Source organism: Jannaschia marina, assembly GCF_013404595.1.
GTDB classification, from domain to species: Bacteria; Pseudomonadota; Alphaproteobacteria; order Rhodobacterales; family Rhodobacteraceae; genus Jannaschia; species Jannaschia marina.
Window position 1 is genome coordinate 330678 of the sequence record NZ_JABVAX010000001.1, and the last position, 17846, is coordinate 348523.

Sequence of the window (17846 nt, forward strand, 5' to 3'; positions counted from 1 at the left end):
TGGGTCCATACGCCATGAAAGAGAACCCGTGCCGGACCCCGAAGACGCGTCTCGAAAAACGGGATTTCGGCGCTGCGATCCCGTCAGGTCGAGACCTCTGCGACAGTACTTTCGCCGCCCGTCTCCGTGACGGAAAGGTGATGCGCGTCAGGCCCGAACTCGGCGAAGAGTTCCGGCCCCGTCCCGGTCAGGAACGCCTGACCGCCGAGCGTGAGCAATTCCTCGTAGAGTGCCGCGCGGCGATCCGCGTCGAGATGCGCCGCCACTTCGTCGAGCAGCAGGATCGGAGCCTGCCCCGTCTCCGCGCGCAGGGCCCGCGCATTCGCGAGGATGAGCGAGATCAAAAGCGCCTTCTGCTCCCCGGTGGAGCAGAGCCGTGCCTCGATATCCTTCGCCGCGTAACGCCCGGCCAGATCGGCGCGATGAGGCCCGACCAGCGTGCGCCCGGCGGCCATGTCGCGGGGGCGCGAGCGACCGAAGGCCTCGAGAAGCGCGGCCTCGGTCTCGGGCACCTCCTCCTCCGGTCCGATCAAGGCGAGGTCAGCCGCCGGGAAGGGGCCATCCTTCGTCTGCGCCGCCGTCAGCCGCTCAAGCGCGTCGCGTCGACGGGCCTCGATGCCCGCCCCGTGGCGCGCCATCTGCACTTCCAGGGCGTCGTACCACCGCCCGTCCCGCACCCCGTCCTTCAGGAGGCGGTTCCGGTCGCGCATCGCCTTTTCGTAGGCCAGGACCCCCTCGGCGTGATCGGGCAGAAAGCTCAGCGTCATCCGGTCGAGAAAGCGCCGCCGCCCCTCCGCCCCTTCCAGCCACAGCCGGTCCATCGCCGGCACGAGCCAGAGCACCCGCGCGAGCCGGGCCAGCCCGACCTGCGGCGCGGCCTTGCCGTCGATGCGTGTGGTGCGGGGCTGCCCTGGCTCGGCACGCAGTTCGACCTCCCGCCCCGCGACCTCGGCGGCGATGCGCCACCCGATCGCCTCGGGCCGGCGGATGATCTCCTCCGCCTGCGCCCGGCGCATCCCGCGCCCGGGCGACAGCAGCGATACGGCCTCCAGCAGGTTGGTCTTGCCCGCCCCGTTCGGGCCGTGCACGGCAACTGGCCGGCCATCGAAGGTGAGCCGCGTTCGGCGGTGCGAGCGGAAGTGCGACAGGGCCAGCGTCGCGACGCGGCCCCCGGTCATGTCAGACACGCATCGGCATGACGACATAGATCGCCGATTGATCGTCGCCCTCGCGCATCAGCGCGGGGTCGCCGGCGTTGTTGAAGAGGAACGTCGCCATCTCCAGGTCGACCTGTGCGGCGATCTCCTGCAGGTACTTGGCGTTGAAACCGATCTCCAGCTTGTCGTCGCCGTAGGCCACGGCGATCTCTTCCTCGGCGTTCCCCGAATCCGGCGCATTCACCGCAAGCGTCAGTCGATCCTCGTCGAGCGTCAGCTTCACGGCGCGCGAGCGTTCGGACGACACGGTCGCCACACGGTCGACGGCCTTGGCGAAATCCTTGGCGTCGACCTTCAATTCCCGCGTGTTGCCGGTCGGGATGACGCGGGCGTAGTCGGGGAATGTGCCGTCGATCACCTTCGACGTCAGCGTGATCTGCGGGGTGGCAAAGCGGATCTTCGTTTCCGACACCGAGACAGCAATCTCGGCGTCGTCGTCCGACAGCAGCTTGCGCACCTGGTCGACCGTCTTGCGCGGCACGATCACGCCCGGCATCTCCTCGGCCCCGCCGGGCAGCTCCGCATCGACGCGCGCCAACCGGTGCCCGTCGGTCGCGACCGCACGGAACATCCGTCCGCCCTCGGCCTCTGCAACGTGCATGTAGACGCCGTTGAGGTAATAGCGCGTCTCCTCGGTCGAGATCGCGAAGCGCGTCTTGTCGAAGAGCCGGCGCAGCACACCCGCGTTGCAGCTGAAGTTGGCGTCGTAGTCCGAGGACGCCATGACCGGGAAGTCTTCCTTGGCGAGCGTGGCGAGAGAGAAATGAGACCGCCCCGCCGTCACCTCGAGCCGACCCGCGGCCTGATCCTCGGAAACCTGGACGAGCGCGCCGTCGGGCAGCTTGCGCACGATCTCGTGGAAGAGAACAGCCGAGACGGTCGTGCCGCCGGGGCGCTCTACCTGTGCCGTGGTCTTGTCGATGACCTCGATATCGAGATCCGTGGCCTTGAAGCTCACCCCGTCCTCGCCGGCCTCCATCAGCACGTTCGCCAGGATCGGAATGGTGTTCCGGCGTTCGACGACGGCCTGCGCCTGGCTCACGGCGTCGAGAAGGGCGGCGCGCTCGATGGAGAATTTCATGGGCTCGGACCTCGTTTGTCGGAGCGGCAGAATAGCGCCGCCCGGCGCAGGTGCAACGGGGCACGCGTGCCGGGCGGCAGGTGTGGCACCTCAGCCCTCGAGCTTGCGCTGGAGAAGCTGCGCGTCCTCTGCCAGCTGATCGTCCGAGGCCATCAGCTCCTCGATCTTGCGGACCGCATAGAGCACCGTGGTGTGATCGCGGCCGCCGAACTTGCGCCCGATCTCCGGGTAGGAACGCGGCGTCAGCTTCTTGGCGAGGTACATCGCCATCTGCCGCGGGCGGGCCACCGTGCGCGATCGGCGCGCGGAGGTCATGTCGGACATGCGCAGCGCGTAGTGCTCGCAGGTGGCCTTCATGATGTCGTCGATCGTCAGTTTGCGCTCCGACGCGCGGAGCAGGTCGCCCAGCACATCCTGCGCCTGTTCGAGCGTCACGCTCTGTTTGACGAGATCGGCATAGGCGAAAAGCCGCATGACGGCCCCCTCCAGCACGCGGATCGAGGCGGTGATCCGGCTCGCCAGAAACTCGAGCACACCGTCCTCGATCTCGAAGGAGGGATGCTGCGCGGCGAAGCTGTCGACCCGGTGCTGCAAGACGCCGAGGCGCAACTCGTAGTCGGCGGGGTGCAGATCCACCACGAGGCCCTGCTGCAGGCGCGAGGTGATCCGCTCTTCCAGGTCGGAGATCTCGGCCGGGCTGCGATCGGCGGAGATGACGACCTGCTTGCCCTGATCCACGAGCGCGTTGAACGTGTGGAAGAACTCCTCCTGCGTGCTCTCCTTGCCGGCAATGAACTGCACATCATCAACCAGGAGCACGTCGACGGTGCGGAAGAGCTGCTTGAAATCCATCGTGTTCTTCTCGCGCAGCGCCTGCACGAAGCGGTACATGAACTGCTCGGCCGAGAGGTACATCACCCGCTTCTCGGGCTGGCTCTCCTGCAATTCCCAGGCGATCGCCTGCATCAGGTGCGTCTTGCCGAGGCCTACACGCCCGTGAAGGAACAGCGGGTTGAAGCTGACGGGCCCCCCGGTCGCGACGCGGCGCGCGGCGGCATGGGCCAGCTCGTTCGACTTGCCGACGATGAAGCCGTCGAAGGTGAACCGCTTGTCGAGCGCGTTCTCCTGACGGGCGCGGCTACGCGGCGCAGCCTCGTCGGGCGTCCTCCGGCTCGGGGCGACGCGAACCGCTCCGGCCCCGGTTCCGCAGGTCAGCCGCGTGACCTCGTGGCCACCGCGGGCCACGTTGCGCAGGATCGCGTCCTCGAAGTTCTGCATCACCCACTTGCCGATGAAGTCGGTCGGCGACTCCAGCGACAGCGTCCCGTTGTCGAGACTGCGAAACGACAGCGGCTCGATCCACGTCGTATAGTTATGCGCCCCAATATCGTTGCGGATCCCGCCCTTCGCGGAAGTCCAAGCATCGTTCGTCATTTTTGGCCCCACTCGCCCTTTTCTCGTTACGTTCAGGACTGACGCCACGCCAACCCCCGGGCCTTCCAACCGTTGAGGCCCCCCCTGTGCGAGTTTTCATCCAGATCGCCTTCGAACCCTTCGGCCACATTGATGCACGGAACCTCGACCCCCCTGACAGAGAGGGCCTCGGCCACGGCCTGCGCCGCGTGCATCGACCGCGCGCCGGAGCGACACATGAACAGGATACGGGACGGCAGTTCCCCGATCTCGTCCAGCAATGCTCCGGCGAACGCCGGGTTCGGAGACATGTCGGGCCAGGATTTCCATTCGTGCTGAACGGTCTCCTTCCCCAAGGCCGACAGGTCCGACCAGCCCACGAATGTCCATTCGGCACTGGTGCGGACGTCCACGAGGACGGATCCCTTATCATCTGACAATATATCCCACGCGTCCCGAGGCCCCACCTCGGGAATATGCGGAGTGTGATCCGTCGCCATCGATGTCCCCATGTTAGCGATCTGACTCGCTAACCCGTGGATACCCGCCCCGTGCCCGAGGCTTCAATGACTCTTCTTCCTTGACTCCCGCCGGGGGTGACAAGAATCTGTCACGTCATCATCAAGGGGCTGTAACATATACGAAAAAAGCCCGCCGATCGGCGGGCTTTCGAATCTCTTGACCTGTGGCCGGCAAATTTTGCAGTCGCGGATTCTCGCTCCCGTGTGGCGCGGCCGGTGGTGCCGTCTCAGGCCTGCATCGCCTTAACGCGGGCGGTCAGGCGCGACATCTTCCGCGCGGCGGTGTTCTTGTGGAAGACACCCTTCGACACACCGCGCATCAACTCCGGCTGGGCCTCCTTCACGGCGGCGGCGGCGGCGGTCTGGTCGCCCGAGGCGATGGCCTCCTCGACTTTGCGCAGGAACGTGCGGATGCGGGAGCGGCGGGCTTTGTTGACGGCGAAACGGCGCTCGTTCTGGCGGGCGCGCTTCTTGGCTTGGGGCGAATTGGCCATGTTTTCGGTCCTATCGGTTCACAACGTGTCAGGGCTGCGTCCGAGGACCGCGCCGACGTCGATTCGTCGGGGCTCAACTCCGGCCAAGCGGGCCTCACACGCATGATTGCGCCGCCTTACGCGGGCGAGGCGGGCGCGTCAAGCACGCGCCCCTTGCCTCACTTGTCGCGGAACTGCGGCTCGCGCTTCTCGACGAAGGCCTTCATTCCCTCGCTCTGATCCTCGGTCGCGAAGAGCGCGTTGAAGAGGCGGCGCTCGAAGAGCAGCCCTTCGCTCAGCCCCACTTCCTGGCTTCGGTTCACCGCCTCCTTCACCGCCGTGGCCGTCACCATCGACTTCTCGGCGATCTTGCCCGCGGCCGAGAGCGCCTCCTCCATCAGCTTCTTGGCGGGCACGACACGGCTGACCAGACCCGACCTCTCGGCCTCGGCCGCGTCCATGAACCGCCCCGTCAGGTGCATGTCCATCGACTTCGCCTTGCCCACCGCACGCGTAAGCCGCTGAGTCCCGCCGATTCCCGCGACCACGCCGAGGTTGATCTCGGGCTGGCCGAACTTCGCGGTGTCGGCGGCGATGATGAAATCGCACATCATCGCCAATTCGCAGCCCCCGCCGAGCGCGTAGCCCGAGACGGCGGCGATGATCGGCTTGCGGATGCGCAGGAAGGCGTCGATCTCCGGCCCGAAGAGATCGCCCATGAAGACGTCGATGAAACTCTTCTCGCTCATCTCGGAGATGTCGGCCCCGGCCGCGAAGGCCTTCTCCGATCCGGTCAGGACGATGCACCGCACCTTCTCGTTGTCCTGCGCCGCTTTCAGCGCCTTGGCCAGATCGCCGAGCAGCGTGGAGTTCAGCGCGTTGAGCGCCTCCGGCCGGTCCAGCTTGATGACCGCCACGTGATTGCTGACGTCGACGTTGAGTGTCTCATAGCCCATTGGCTCGCTCCGCAGGTTTACCGACCCTCAGGCCTGCCTCCTGCGAGCATGCGTTGCAAGTCACCTCTGGCAATAGGGGCAATGGAAAGTTGATCGCCCAGATTGCACGATCCTCCGGATTTCGCCCGCGCAGCCCTCGGTGGGGCAGGGCGCGCCGGCGCGATCGTAGACCCGGAAGCTGTGTTGAAAATAGCCCAGATTGCCGTCCGCCTGCCGGTGGTCGCGCAGGCTCGAGCCGCCCGCGTCGATCGCCTCCTGCAGCACGTCGCGGATGATCGGGACGAGTCGCGCGATCCGCGGTGCGGCGATTCGACCCGCCTGCCGTGTCGGTGCGATGCCCGCGCGGTGCAGCGCCTCGTTGACGTAGATGTTTCCGAGCCCCGCCACGATCCGCTGATCGAGGAGCGCGGCCTTCACCGGCGTTCGCCGTCCCCGGAACGCAGCCGTCAGATGCGCCGCGTGGAAGTGGTTGCCGAGCGGCTCGGGCCCCAGCTTCGCGATCAGCGGATGCGCCTCCAGCGCGGCGGTCTGCACGAGATCCATCGCACCGAAGCGGCGGGCGTCGTTGAAGGTGACACGATGCGTCGCCGTGTGCAGGACGACGTGGTCGTGCTGCGGCAGCCAGCCGGCGCTGCGATGGAACGTCCCGAGTTGCAGATCGTCCACCACCATCCGGCCCGACATGCCCAGATGCACGATCAGCGTCTCGCCCGTATCGAGCCGCAGAAGCACGTACTTCGACCGCCGGCCGAGCGCCTCGATCCGCGCACCCGTCAGCCGCTCGGCCATCCGCGCCGGGAAGGGCCAGCGCAGATCGGGGCGGCGCACCTCCACGCGCGTCAGCCGCGCGCCCTCGAGCGCGGGGGCAAGGCCGCGACGAACGGTCTCGACTTCGGGGAGTTCGGGCATCTTCGACCTTCATTGCAGGCAGGCGCGCACGCCCTATACATCAGGTCCGACAGATGAGGACCCGAAGGCCATGACGCAAGACACCGGACGCACCACCCATTTCGGTTTCGAGACCATCGCCGAGGACGAGAAGGCCGGCCGCGTCCACGGCGTCTTCACCAACGTCGCCTCCAAGTACGACGTGATGAACGACGCCATGTCGCTCGGTATCCACCGCCTCTGGAAGGACGCGATGCTCGACTGGCTTGCCCCCCGGCCAGGTCAGCGCCTCCTCGATGTCGCGGGCGGGACCGGCGACATCGCCTTTCGCTTCCTCGCCCGCGCACCCGAGGCCCACGCGACCGTCTGCGACATGACCGAGGGGATGCTCGTCGCCGGGCGGCAACGCGCCGAGGCCGAGAACCTCTCGGATCGCCTCGACTGGGTCGTGGGGGACGCAATGGCCCTTCCGTTCGAGGACGGCAGTTTCGACACCTACACCATCAGCTTCGGCATCCGGAACGTCACCCGCATCCCCGATGCCCTGGCCGAGGCGCACCGCGTCCTCCGCCCCGGCGGACGCCTCATGGTGCTTGAGTTCAGCCAGCTGCCCAATCCGCTGATGCAGAAGGCCTACGATCTCTATTCCTTCAACGTCATCCCGCCGATGGGACAGGCCATCGCGGGGGACCGCGACAGCTACCAGTATCTCGTCGAATCGATCCGGCAGTTCCCCGATCAGGACCGGTTCGCCGGCATGATCGTCGACGCGGGGTTCGCCAACGTGAAGTACCGCAACCTCTCCTTCGGCATCGCCGCGCTGCACTCGGGCTGGAAGATCTGAGGTGAGGGGGCCTCACAATATCTGGCGTCTGATCCGCACGGGGGCGACCTTCGAGCGGACGGGGGCGATGGCCGTCGTCCTGGAGCAGATGGACGCGCCGCGTCCGCTGCGCGTGGCCGCCCGCGTTCTCGGCCGGCCCTTCAAATGGCTCGGCTACGACGGCGATCCCGCCTTGCCGCCCGTCACCCGCGCGCTGACGGCGCTTGGCCCGAGCTACATCAAGCTCGGCCAGATCCTCTCCACCCGACCGGATTTCGTCGGCTCCGACCTCGCGCAGCAGCTGCGCGTCCTGCAGGACAAGCTGCCGCCCTTCCCGACCGAAGCGGCACGGGAGATGGTCGAGCGCGACCTCGAGATGCCGATCGACCGCATCTTCTCGGAGTTCTCGGAGCCCGTCGCCGCCGCTTCCATCGCGCAGGTCCATCAGGCCCGTCTCGTGGGCGACGCGCGCAAGGTTGCCGTCAAGGTGCTGCGCCCGGGGATCGCCCGCGCCTTCGCCCGCGATATCGACGCCTTCTACCTCGCCGCTCGCCTGATCGAATGGCTCTCCCCCGCATCGCGTCGCCTCCGGCCGATGGACGTGATCGCCCATTTCGACGCCACCGTGCAGCAGGAGCTCGATCTGCGCACCGAGGCCGCGGCGGCCAGCGAGTTCGCGGCCAACATCACGCGGGACGACGGTTTTTCCGTGCCCGGGGTGGAATGGGGGCTCTCGGGGCGCGCCGTGCTCACGCTCGACTGGGTCGAGGGCCTGCGCATGTCCGATGTCGATGCGATCGACGCCGCCGGCCACGACCGCGCGGCGCTTGCCGACCGGGTGATGCAGATGTTCCTGCGCCACGCGCTGCGCGACGGCTACTTCCACGCCGATATGCATCAGGGCAATCTCAAGGTCGCGCCCAATGGCGACATCGTCGCGCTCGATTTCGGGATCATGGGGCGGCTCGACGAGTACACCCGCCGGGTCTACGCCGAGATCCTGATGGGGTTCATCCGGCGCGACTACCGCCGCGTCGCCGAGGTCCACTTCGAAGCGGGCTACGTGCCTGCCGACCGCGACATCGACCAGTTCGCCCAGGCCCTGCGCGCCGTGGGCGAGCCGATCTTCGGCATGGACGCCTCGCGCATCTCGATGGGTCGGCTTCTGGCGTATCTCTTCGAGGTGACCGAGCGGTTCGGGATGGAAACGCGGACCGAACTCATCCTGCTGCAGCGCACGATGGTCGTCGTCGAGGGCGTCGCCCGCACGCTCAATCCGCATATGAACATCTGGAACGCGGCCGGTCCCGAGGTCGAGCGCTACATCCGCGAGAACCTCGGCCCCCGGGCCATCGCGGGCGATCTGGTCAAGACACTTCGGGTTCTGGCCCGGTTCGGTCCCCATCTGCCTCAGGCGGTCGAGAACGCCCTGCGCGGCAGCGAGGCCAGCCGCCATCCGCCGCCCCGCCATGGTGGCGCGGCGCTTTGGGTGCTCGCCGGAGCCGGCGCAACTGCGGCACTCTGGGCCCTGACAGCCCTTCTCTGAGCCTCGCCGGCGCTTTGCGTCACCGTTCGTATCGCTGCGTGGCGTGGCACATTCGGACGAACGTCCGGACGAGAGCCGGCGGAACCGGACGTTCCATGGCTGCACGTATAGCGGCAGTCCGATCCCGATGAGCTGTCGAGGTACGCCTCTCCTGCGCGGGGGTTCGGTGGATCACGTCCCGCCCGGACGGATCGACTGCAACCCGTAGGCCGGCAACCGCACGCGCCCGTCGAGCAGGAGTTCCGTCCCCGCATCGCCCAGCAGCACTTCGGTGACCTGCGCATAATGGTCCACACGCGTGGGTGTCAGCGCGAGGTCGCCGGCCCAGCTCTCGACCGACAGCTGGTAGAGCCCGTCGGGCCGCGTCACCCCGTCGGCGGGCCAGGTGACGACTTCGCTCCGCGGGTCGATCGCGACCCGATCGACCTCCACCCCGGCGGCGTCCTGCACGACGAGTTCCGCGCGGTCGGCGGTCGCGGCAAGGTGCGTATAGAGCTCCGTCGGCGTGCCGTCATGGGCCAACGGACCGTTGTGGCGGACGTCCATCCCGATCCAGTCGGCGGCCCCGTTGATCTGCTGCGCGTCGAGCCGGGCGATCATCGCGGCGAGGAGGTCGTTCGTCTTGACCGACTGCTCGACGTTCGAGAATGTGGCGAGCTGCGCGGTATAGGCGGTGGAATCGGTCGGATCGAGCGGATCCTGGTTGCGGATCTGCGCCGTGAGGAGCCGCAGGAACGTGTCGAAGTCGGACGGCGTGTCGACCTGCGAGGCGGTGGAGGACGCAGCGGGCGCGGTCGGGCCGAGGGGAAGAATGTCCATGGGGCGTTCCTAGAGGCTGAGGTCGAGACGGCCGGGCAGGGGCATCGGCCGGCGTCGCGGCGGCGGCGGGGCTTCGTCGACCGAGGGGGCACCGGCCTCTGACTCCGGTGCGGCATCTTGCGATTGCCGATGGCCCTCCTGCGCCGGCTGGCGCTGGCGGGCCTCGGTTCCGATATCGAAACCATCGAGGGCAAGACCTTCCGCCATGAGGGCGCGGTGCAGCCCATCGAGGTGACGTCGCACGACCTCGACCATGTCCGGCCGTTCGACGGCGACCGAAAGCGTGAGGCCCCGGTCGGTCGTCTGAAGCAGCAGGCGAAGGCGGCCGAGGTCCGCAGGTGCAAGCTCGATCTCGGCCACGCGGGGCGATCGGGAAGTGGCGTCGGCATCGCCGTGCCGGTCGACGGTCAGCTCGGGCAGGAGTCTCTGCAGAACGTCCGGCAACCGGTCGGGCGGGACGGCGCGCGCCGTAACGGGGTGAAGCGCCCCCTCGGACGGAGGCGCACCGGGGAGGACGGGTGCCGTCGTCGAAGGCGGCTGGATCGGGCCCGGAATGTCCGCCGGGGCCGCGATCCGTTCCGTCGCAGGTGCGTCCTGTGCGGCAGGCCTCCCGAGGCTCCTGTTCCCATCGGCTGCAGCGACGTGGGGCGGAGGACCGGACGATGGCGCGGGGCGAGTGCCTGACGTATGCGGAGGCACGGGCTGTGCATAGGAAACGAGCGGAGGCGCGGGCGTCTTCGGCGTGGACGGATCAGGTGACGGGAGCGGGTGTGTCGAGCTCATGCCGGTCGAGCGGGAGGATCGGCGGACGGCAACGTGCGCGACCGTCGTGGCGTTCATGTCGCGAGGCATGTTCTCGGGCACCGATCGACCCGCCGGGAGGACCATCTCCGCGTGAGCTTGCATCGGAATATTTGACTGCGGGGCGCTTTCGGCGAAAGAGGAGGCGGTCGAGGAGATCGGACCCGAAGCGGGGCGCGCGCCGGAAACTGACGGCAGCGGGGGGCGATCGACCGGCCCGCGCGGAACGGGAGCGACGCCCTCCGGGTCGATGGCAATGCGGTCGTGGCGCGAAGGGCGGACGGGAAGCGGGCTTTCCGATACTGACGGCCCCGGTTTTTCTCCTGCTTCGGACGGCTGAGACCCGGTGTCGACTGTGCCGCCCGTGCTTGCACCGCGGTGTCCCGGCGATGCCGCGAGTTCCGAAACCGGTCGCGGAGCCGACGGCTGCCGCGGGTGGCCCGCTTCCGACATCCGAGGGACGGGCCGGTCGCCCAACGCCGGTGTCGGCGGACCGACCGGTGCCGGAGTGCTCCGCCCGGCCGAAGCCATGCGTTCTTCCGGTACGGCGGCCGTCGTCGATGCGTCGACGCGCCGCGCGACGTCCGTTTCGGGTGGGAGCGGGACGGTCCGGATACCAGCCGCAGCCTCGGGCCGTGCCACGGCTTCGTCCGGGGCATCGCGGAAGACGAAGCTATCCGCCGCAGGCGTTCCATCGGGCATCATCTCGAACGGCAACGCGGCGAGATCGGCCGTGGCGGTCGCATCCACGCCGTCCTGCGGTGGTGCCCCCGCCGCCGGTGGCGCGTCCGTCGGAGGATCGGCACCGGCATCCGGCTCGACATCGCCATCCTGCCCCGCGGGCGTGGCCGCGATCCGCGCGGTCGAAGCGGTGTGGGGCACCAAGGCGGCGTAGAGCGCCTGTGCCCAGGCCGCAGTGTCGCCACGGATGGCCGGGGTGACCTCGACACGATCGAAGCCTCCGGCGGGCGTCGGGGTCGGATGCGGGGCGGGCACGACGGGCAGGGTGGACGGCATCACATCTCCGGCGGGAATCATTCGGCTTCCCGGGGTCTACGCCTCGTCCGTTACGAAACCCTTTACTTCTCCGTGCTCTATGCTTCGCCGACCCGAGACCGGAGGTGAGGATGGAAATCCCGACCGCGACAGCTGCAGCCGCCCCAATGCCCGCGGAGGAGGCGACCCTGCGCAAACAGGCGGAGGCGCTCGAGGCGTTTCTCTTCGCCGAGCTTCTGCGCGTGGCGGACACCGGCCCGCCGTCTCCGCTCGGCGGGCGGGCCTCGCAATTCGACAGTTTCCTGCGCCGGACCCAGGCCGAGGCCGTCGCCGCGAGCGGCCAGACGGGCCTCGCCGAGGCTATCTACCGCTCGATGCAAAGGGCGCTCGGCCCCGGGGTCAGCGACAGCTGACGAGTTGCTGCTGATACATCGCCGCGCGCGCCTCGATCTCGCCCGAGATCCGCACCAGCCAGGGCTTCGCGCGGTAGCTCCCGCGACGATAGCCCGTCCGGCCGTCGTGGTAGGCGAGATACTGATTGCGTGCGTCCGCGAGGGAGATGCCGAGCGACCGGTTCGTCTCGGCCATGTACCAGCCCATGAAATCCGTCGCGTCGCGGATGTTGTCGCGGCGCGTGCGGCGACCGCCCTCCTGCTGCTGGTATTCCTTCCAGGTCGCGTCGAGCGCCTGCGAATAACCGAAGGCGCTGCTCTGCCGGCCGATCGGGATCACGCCGAGCGAGAAGCGCAGGGGCGTGCGCGCGTCCGAGATGAACTTCGACTCCTGGTAGATCGTCGCCATCTGGACGTGCACAGGTACGCCCCATTTGCGCTCGGCTGCGCGGAAGGCGCGCAAATAGCCCGGTCTCTGATCGAGGATCGAACAGGCGTTGTCGAGGTTGTCGGGCGCACGCCCCGACCCACCACCGCCCCCGCCACATGCGGCAAGGATCAGCAGACAGCCAATCTGCAGGAGTTTCTTCATCTTTTCACTGCCCGGTTTGTTTTTACCGATTTTCGGCGACCCTAGCAGATTCGATACGCTGCGCCAATCACATCAGACGAAGGCGGCGAGGATCAGGGGCAGATTTGCCACCGACATCAGCGTCGAGACGACGACGAGGCCTGCGACCGGCGGTGCCTCGGCCCCGTATTTCACCGCAAGCAGGTAGGAGGTCACCGCGACGGGGGTCGACAGCTGCACCACGAGGACGGCGAGCGCGATCGGGCTGAGGTCGAAGGCGAGGCCGACGCCGAGCGCGAGCGCGCCGCAGACCGCGAGTTTCAGCGCCGAGAGGCCGGCGACGGGCAGAAGCCCCGCCGGCCGCAGACGGGCGACCGCGACGCCGAGCGTGATGAGCATCAGCGGGATGCCCATCTGCCCGATCAGGTCGAGCGTGTTGAAGAGCGCGACCGGCACCGTCCACCCCTGCCAGAGGAAGAGCCCGCCGAGCAATGTCGCCGCCACCATCGGTTCGCGCAGGGCCCGCAGCGGGTTGACCGTGCCCGCCACGATCATGATGCCGAGCGTGAATTGCACCATCGCCCCGACCGAGAAGACGACGACGGCGTAGCCGAGCCCCGTCTCCCCGAAGGCGAAGAGCGCGAGCGGCAGGCCGAGGTTGCCGGTGTTGCCGAAGGCGAGCGGGGCCCAATAGGTCCGAAGGTCGAGCCGCATCGTCCGGCAGAGCAGGCCGATGGCGCAGAGGACGGAGAGATAGGCCGCGAGTGCCGCGAGCGCGAGACGTCCGGCGGCTCCGGGGTCGATGTCCCCACGGGCGAGCGCGACGAAGATCAGAGCCGGCACGGCGAGTGTCATGGCGAGGCGGGTGACGAATTCGGTATCGTAGGCGAGCCCCCGCCGGACCCAGACGAACCCGATCGCGGCAAGCCCGAATACGGGCGTCACGATCTGCAGGACTGTCAGGGCGAGGGTCACACTCTGTTTCCACCGATTCGCGTCCGGCCCGATTTACAAGCCCTCTGTCCGAGCGTTAGGAATGGGGCACGAAAAGGGCAAGTTTCCATGCTGAAGAAAGAAAGCAAATACGCCTTGGGCGAGGTCGTGCGGCACCGGAAGCATCCCTTCCGTGGCGTCATCTTCGACGTGGATGCCGTCTTTTCGAACTCGGAAGAATGGTACGATGCCATCCCGAAAGACAGCCGCCCGCGCCGGGATCAGCCGTTCTACCACCTCCTCGCCGAGAATGAGGAGAGCTACTACGTGGCCTACGTGTCCGAGCAGAACCTCGTGCTCGATCGCTCGGGCGAACCTGTGGGTCATCCCGACATCGGCGATCTCTTCGGGGCCTTCGACGGCCGCCAGTACCCGCTCCATTTCGATCTGAACTGAGCGCCGCGTCGGGGCTGTGCCACCGGGCGGTTAACCCGATCTTCATGCGCGCCTGCGAAACCGGCCCGGGGCCCCGCCGGGGTCGGACGACGCGGGGATCGCACGGATGGACGGAGCCGTCCCGGACACACTCTATCTCGACGAGCGGCGGCGGCGTCTCGCGGCGGAGCGGCGGCTCGACCACACGCGTCGGGAGCTTGCCCGCGCCCATTCCGCGCTCGTCAGCAGCGCCGACCGGCTTTCGCGCGACTACCTCGCCCAGCGGGAGCAGACGCTGCGCCTCTCGGCGCGGCAGCAGGCGGTGCTCGCGCAACGCAAGGAGGCGGCCGAACGGGCAGACCGGGCGCGCCGGCGCCTCTGGCATGCGCTCGAGGCGATGCGCGACGGCTTCGCGCTCTTCGATGCGACCGGCACGCTCGTCGCCGCCAATCATGTCTACCTCGATCTCTTCGACGCCGCCTCCGACATCGCGCCCGGGGCCCACGCGACCGAGATCTTCGAACGCGCCGCCGAGGAGGGGGCCTTCGACATCGGCGATCTCGCCCCCGAAGACTGGGCGGCGGCGCAGGTCGCCCGCTGGGAGGCGGAGACGATCGAGCCGCTGACGCTTCAGCACTACGACGGCCGCGTCCTGCGGATCACCGACCGGCGCGCGCCCGATGGCGACGTGGTTTCGCTTGCGCTCGACGTCACCGAACATCGGGAGCGGGAGGCCGCGCTCGCCGCCGCCCGCGACGCCGCCGAGAGCGCGGCGACTGCCCGGTCCGAGTTCCTCGCCCGGATGAGCCACGAGATCCGGACGCCGATGAACGGCGTCATCGGCCTTTCGGGAATGCTCGCCGAGCAGGCGGAGGACGAGGAGCTGAAGCTCTACGCCACGACGATCCGCGATTCCGCCGAAGCGCTCCTCGTGATCGTCAACGACACGCTCGACGTCTCCCGTCTCGAGGCCGGGAAGGTGGAGTTGCGCCTCGCGCCCCTCGACCTGGAGATGCTCCTGATCGACTGCATCCGCCTCGTCGCCGTCACCGCCGGCGAGGGCGTCGAGGTCGGGCTGGCCTATCCCCTCGACGCGCCGACGCGGCTCGTGGGCGACGCCGGCCGGATCCGGCAGATCGTGATGAACCTCCTCGGGAACGCATTGAAGTTCACGCCGAAGGGTCATGTCGCCACCCATGTCGCGCTCTCGGAAGGGGACGACGGCCTCTGGCATATGCGGCTGACGGTCCGCGACACCGGGCCCGGCGTGCCCCCAGCGATGGCCGAGACGATCTTCGAAGCCTTCGGGCAGATCGACGATCCGGCGCGCCCGCTGCGCGAAGGCACCGGCCTCGGCCTCACCATCTCGCGCGGGCTGGCGGAGCGCATGGGCGGCACCCTCGTCCTCGATCCGCCCTCCGCGGAAGGCGGAGCCGGTTTCACGCTTTCGCTTCCGCTGGAGCCTGTCGGTCCACCGCCCGCGTCCCCGGGCTTGCCCGCCTCGGTGACGCTGCCTGCCGATATGGGCCTGCGTTGCGATCTGGCCGCCGCGCGGCTGCACGATGCGGGCTGCCACGTGCATCGCGCCGGTGGAGAGGGGGCGCGGGTGGTCGTCGCCTCGCTGGCCGCCAGCCATGCGCGACAGCGCGCGCTGCTCGCGGCGCTGGACGATGGCGTCCATCTCGTCCTGCTGGGTCAGCGGGCAGAGGCCGCGCCGGAATTGCTGGCGCGCGCGGCCCATGTGCTGGCCGTCCCGGTGCGGGCCGCCGATCTCGTCGCCGCGCTCCATCCCCGGGCGGACGCCACGCCCGGCAGCGGAGGCGATGCACGACAGGCGTCGCGACCGCGCATCCTCGTTGCCGACGACAACGCGACGAACCGTTTCCTCTTGGAAAAGATGCTCGCGCCGGAGCCCTACGCGCTCGAGGTCGTCACCGACGGTCAGGCCGCCGTCGACGCCTATGCCACGGCCCGGCCCGACGCCGTCGTCCTCGACATCTCGATGCCGGGTCTCGACGGGTTCGCCGCCGCCGCGCGGATCAGGGCCATCGAAGCCGAGCGCGGCGGGACGGCCGCGCCGCTCATCGCGCTCACCGCCCATGCCGGCACGGACATGGCCGAGCGGATCGCGGCGGCGGGCTTCGACGCCTACCTGACGAAGCCCCTGCGCAAGGAGGCGCTGCTGACCGAGCTGACCCGTCTGACCGGGGAAAGCTAGCCGAGCCGCACCTGCATGCGGCCGGTCTCGATGCCGCGGCGGTTCACGATCGGTCCGTGCATAAGCCGCCGCGCCACCGGAGCCTCGGCCGACAACGCGCCGAGCCGCACGAGAAGCGCCGCGATGACGGCTTCCGATGCCCGCGTGGCCCCGTCGACGATCTTGAGCGCGACGCCCCGATCCAACTCCGGCAGGATCGCCACGAAGACGGCCTCCGCCCCGGTCTTGACCGCGACCCGGCCGTCCATCGCGTCCATGAGGTCGGTGCAGGCCCGGCCCGTGCCCGCGACGAGCATAGGCTCTGTCGCCATCGCGCGGGTCAGTCGCGCCATGGCCGAGGCGCGCGCGTCGCCATCGGGCCGTGCCGCGGCGAAGGCCCCCATCGCACGCCCGAGCGCGTCGAGGCGCGTGGCGAAGTTCGGGGCCGAGCAGCCGTCGATGCCATATCCCGGGCTCTCCATGCCCGTCACCTCCTCGAAGGTGCGGCGCACGGCAAGCTGCACCGGATGATCGGGCTCCACGTATTCCGGCCCGGCCCCGAGATGCCGCGACAGCATCAGGAACCCGGCGTGCTTGCCCGAGCAGTTGTTGTGCAGCTGGCAGGGCGTTTCGTCCGCGCGGATCAGTTCGGCCGCAGCCGTCTCGGCGTAGGGCATATGCGCGCCGCACCGCAGGTCGGCCTCGCCCAGCGACAGATCGGAAAGCCAGGCGCGCACGCGCTCCACATGCGCCGCCTCGCCCTGGTGCGAGGCGCAGGCCAGCGCAAGCCGCGCATCGCTCAGGTCGCGGCCCGCGCCCGACTCCAGAAGGGGCAGCGCCTGGATCATCTTGCACGACGACCGGGGGTAGATCACCGCGCCCGGATCGCCCCAGGCCTCGATCACCTCGCCCCGTCCGTCGCAGATAACGGCGTGGCCACGATGCACCGACTCGATCCGGTCGCCCCGGATCACCTCGACCAGATCGACGGCCCCGTGGCTTACCTCGGTCATGCCCCTGCTCCCATGCGCAAAAAATTGCCACCCGGGGTTTTCCCAGGGCCGATTGCCGGGCTATCATTCCGCCGCAGTTAAGGGAACCGGGCGTGCCCCGACGACGAGCCGGACGAAACCGGTCGGGCGGGCCGCCGACGAGAGGCAGAGACACATGAAGCTCACGAATATCGCGTCCGTCCTGACGTCGGCCCTTGCGGCCGCCATTCTGGCCCTGCCGGCCGCCGCGCAGGACAGCTCGAACCGCGTCAACACCGAGACGGACTGGTCCGTCTTCGTGGAGGACAACCCGACGCAGTGCTGGATCGTCAGCGCGCCCAAGTCGATCCGAAACACCCGCGACGGACAGGAGGTGGCCGCGCGCCGCGGCGATATCCGCCTCTTCGTCAGTTACTGGCCAGGCAGCGACAAGAAGGGCGAGGTCTCGGCCACCGGCGGCTACCCCTATGCCGACGGTTCCACCGTCACCATCCAGATCGGCTCGGACGCCTTCGAGATGTTCACCGACGGGGAACTCGCCTGGGCCGCGTCGCCCACCGACGACGAACGTATCATCACGGCCATGAAGCGCGGCGCGCAGGCCGTGGTCGTTGGCCGTTCGGGCCGGGGAACGCGCACGGAAGACACCTTCAGCCTGCTCGGCTTCACCGCCGCCGTCGCCGACGCCGAGAACCGCTGCGGCTCCTGAGCCGGGCCGCCCCGGCGGCATTTGTGATTTTGGCCGGGCGTCCCTATATGGGGCGCTCGTTTCGTTTCTCGCCGGCCCGGAGG

18 protein-coding genes are annotated in these 17846 nt (G+C 68.7%); 6 read left to right on the plus strand and 12 right to left on the minus strand.

The features are described from left to right. Positions 1-83: 83 nt before the first annotated feature. The 7 genes from recF to mutM form a co-directional block, all read right to left on the minus strand. Positions 84-1178 (minus strand): DNA replication/repair protein RecF, encoded by a 1095-nt coding sequence (recF, locus tag HSX43_RS01715; protein ID WP_179378352.1) that lies wholly within the window; start codon positions 1176-1178, stop codon positions 84-86. A gap of 1 nt (position 1179) precedes the next feature. Beyond that, positions 1180-2298: a DNA polymerase III subunit beta gene (dnaN, locus tag HSX43_RS01720; protein ID WP_179378353.1), complete on the minus strand. Its 1119-nt coding sequence runs from the start codon at positions 2296-2298 to the stop codon at positions 1180-1182. A 90-nt stretch (positions 2299-2388) separates the two neighbouring features. Continuing rightward, positions 2389-3732 (minus strand): chromosomal replication initiator protein DnaA, encoded by a 1344-nt coding sequence (gene dnaA / locus HSX43_RS01725; RefSeq protein WP_179378354.1) that lies wholly within the window; start codon positions 3730-3732, stop codon positions 2389-2391. A 32-nt stretch (positions 3733-3764) separates the two neighbouring features. Beyond that, positions 3765-4124, minus strand: a complete 360-nt coding sequence (locus tag HSX43_RS01730; protein WP_328794939.1) for a rhodanese-like domain-containing protein — start codon at positions 4122-4124, stop codon at positions 3765-3767. Positions 4125-4459: 335 nt separating this feature from the next. Next, the gene (rpsT, locus tag HSX43_RS01735; RefSeq protein ID WP_179378356.1) at positions 4460-4726 is read right to left on the minus strand and encodes a 30S ribosomal protein S20; all 267 of its coding nucleotides are present in this window, start codon (positions 4724-4726) and stop codon (positions 4460-4462) included. Positions 4727-4884: 158 nt separating this feature from the next. Continuing rightward, entirely contained in the window at positions 4885-5661 is a 777-nt protein-coding gene (locus tag HSX43_RS01740) for an enoyl-CoA hydratase (protein WP_179378357.1), read from the minus strand. 60 nt (positions 5662-5721) lie between these two features. Beyond that, entirely contained in the window at positions 5722-6570 is an 849-nt protein-coding gene (gene mutM / locus HSX43_RS01745) for a bifunctional DNA-formamidopyrimidine glycosylase/DNA-(apurinic or apyrimidinic site) lyase (protein ID WP_179378358.1), read from the minus strand. Between the two features lie 70 nt (positions 6571-6640). Here mutM and ubiE point away from each other — a divergent pair, with 70 nt between their 5' ends. Both ubiE and ubiB read left to right on the plus strand, forming a co-directional pair. Continuing rightward, a complete protein-coding gene (gene ubiE, locus HSX43_RS01750; RefSeq protein WP_179378359.1) occupies positions 6641-7393 on the plus strand; it encodes a bifunctional demethylmenaquinone methyltransferase/2-methoxy-6-polyprenyl-1,4-benzoquinol methylase UbiE in 753 nt (250 codons plus the stop codon). A gap of 1 nt (position 7394) precedes the next feature. Beyond that, positions 7395-8918 (plus strand): 2-polyprenylphenol 6-hydroxylase, encoded by a 1524-nt coding sequence (gene ubiB / locus HSX43_RS01755; RefSeq protein WP_179378360.1) that lies wholly within the window; start codon positions 7395-7397, stop codon positions 8916-8918. Positions 8919-9089: 171 nt separating this feature from the next. Here the strand turns inward: ubiB and HSX43_RS01760 are convergent, their stop codons facing one another. After that, positions 9090-9737, minus strand: coding sequence for a flagellar hook capping FlgD N-terminal domain-containing protein (locus tag HSX43_RS01760; RefSeq protein ID WP_179378361.1), 648 nt, complete (start codon positions 9735-9737; stop codon positions 9090-9092). 9 nt (positions 9738-9746) lie between these two features. Beyond that, positions 9747-10181: a flagellar hook-length control protein FliK gene (locus tag HSX43_RS01765; RefSeq protein ID WP_179378362.1), complete on the minus strand. Its 435-nt coding sequence runs from the start codon at positions 10179-10181 to the stop codon at positions 9747-9749. A gap of 1484 nt (positions 10182-11665) precedes the next feature. Between HSX43_RS01765 and HSX43_RS01770 the strand changes: the two genes are divergently transcribed. Next, entirely contained in the window at positions 11666-11947 is a 282-nt protein-coding gene (locus tag HSX43_RS01770; RefSeq protein ID WP_179378363.1) for a hypothetical protein, read from the plus strand. On the opposite strand, the gene HSX43_RS01775 is transcribed toward HSX43_RS01770, so the two are convergent. Both HSX43_RS01775 and HSX43_RS01780 read right to left on the minus strand, forming a co-directional pair. Continuing rightward, positions 11934-12518 (minus strand): transglycosylase SLT domain-containing protein, encoded by a 585-nt coding sequence (locus HSX43_RS01775; protein ID WP_179378364.1) that lies wholly within the window; start codon positions 12516-12518, stop codon positions 11934-11936. The genes HSX43_RS01770 and HSX43_RS01775 overlap by 14 nt on opposite strands. A gap of 72 nt (positions 12519-12590) precedes the next feature. Beyond that, entirely contained in the window at positions 12591-13472 is an 882-nt protein-coding gene (locus HSX43_RS01780) for an AEC family transporter (RefSeq protein ID WP_179378365.1), read from the minus strand. A gap of 87 nt (positions 13473-13559) precedes the next feature. Between HSX43_RS01780 and hspQ the strand changes: the two genes are divergently transcribed. Together hspQ and HSX43_RS01790 are read left to right on the plus strand one after the other, a co-directional pair. After that, a complete protein-coding gene (gene hspQ, locus HSX43_RS01785; RefSeq protein ID WP_179378366.1) occupies positions 13560-13886 on the plus strand; it encodes a heat shock protein HspQ in 327 nt (108 codons plus the stop codon). 106 nt (positions 13887-13992) lie between these two features. Next, a complete protein-coding gene (locus HSX43_RS01790) occupies positions 13993-16083 on the plus strand; it encodes an ATP-binding protein (protein ID WP_179378367.1) in 2091 nt (696 codons plus the stop codon). On the opposite strand, the gene HSX43_RS01795 is transcribed toward HSX43_RS01790, so the two are convergent. Next, positions 16080-17075, minus strand: a complete 996-nt coding sequence (locus HSX43_RS01795; RefSeq protein ID WP_179378368.1) for an asparaginase — start codon at positions 17073-17075, stop codon at positions 16080-16082. The two genes, HSX43_RS01790 and HSX43_RS01795, sit on opposite strands and share 4 nt — an antisense overlap. 154 nt (positions 17076-17229) lie before the next feature. Here HSX43_RS01795 and HSX43_RS01800 point away from each other — a divergent pair, with 154 nt between their 5' ends. Further along, entirely contained in the window at positions 17230-17763 is a 534-nt protein-coding gene (locus HSX43_RS01800) for an invasion associated locus B family protein (RefSeq protein WP_179378369.1), read from the plus strand. Positions 17764-17846 lie beyond the last annotated feature (83 nt).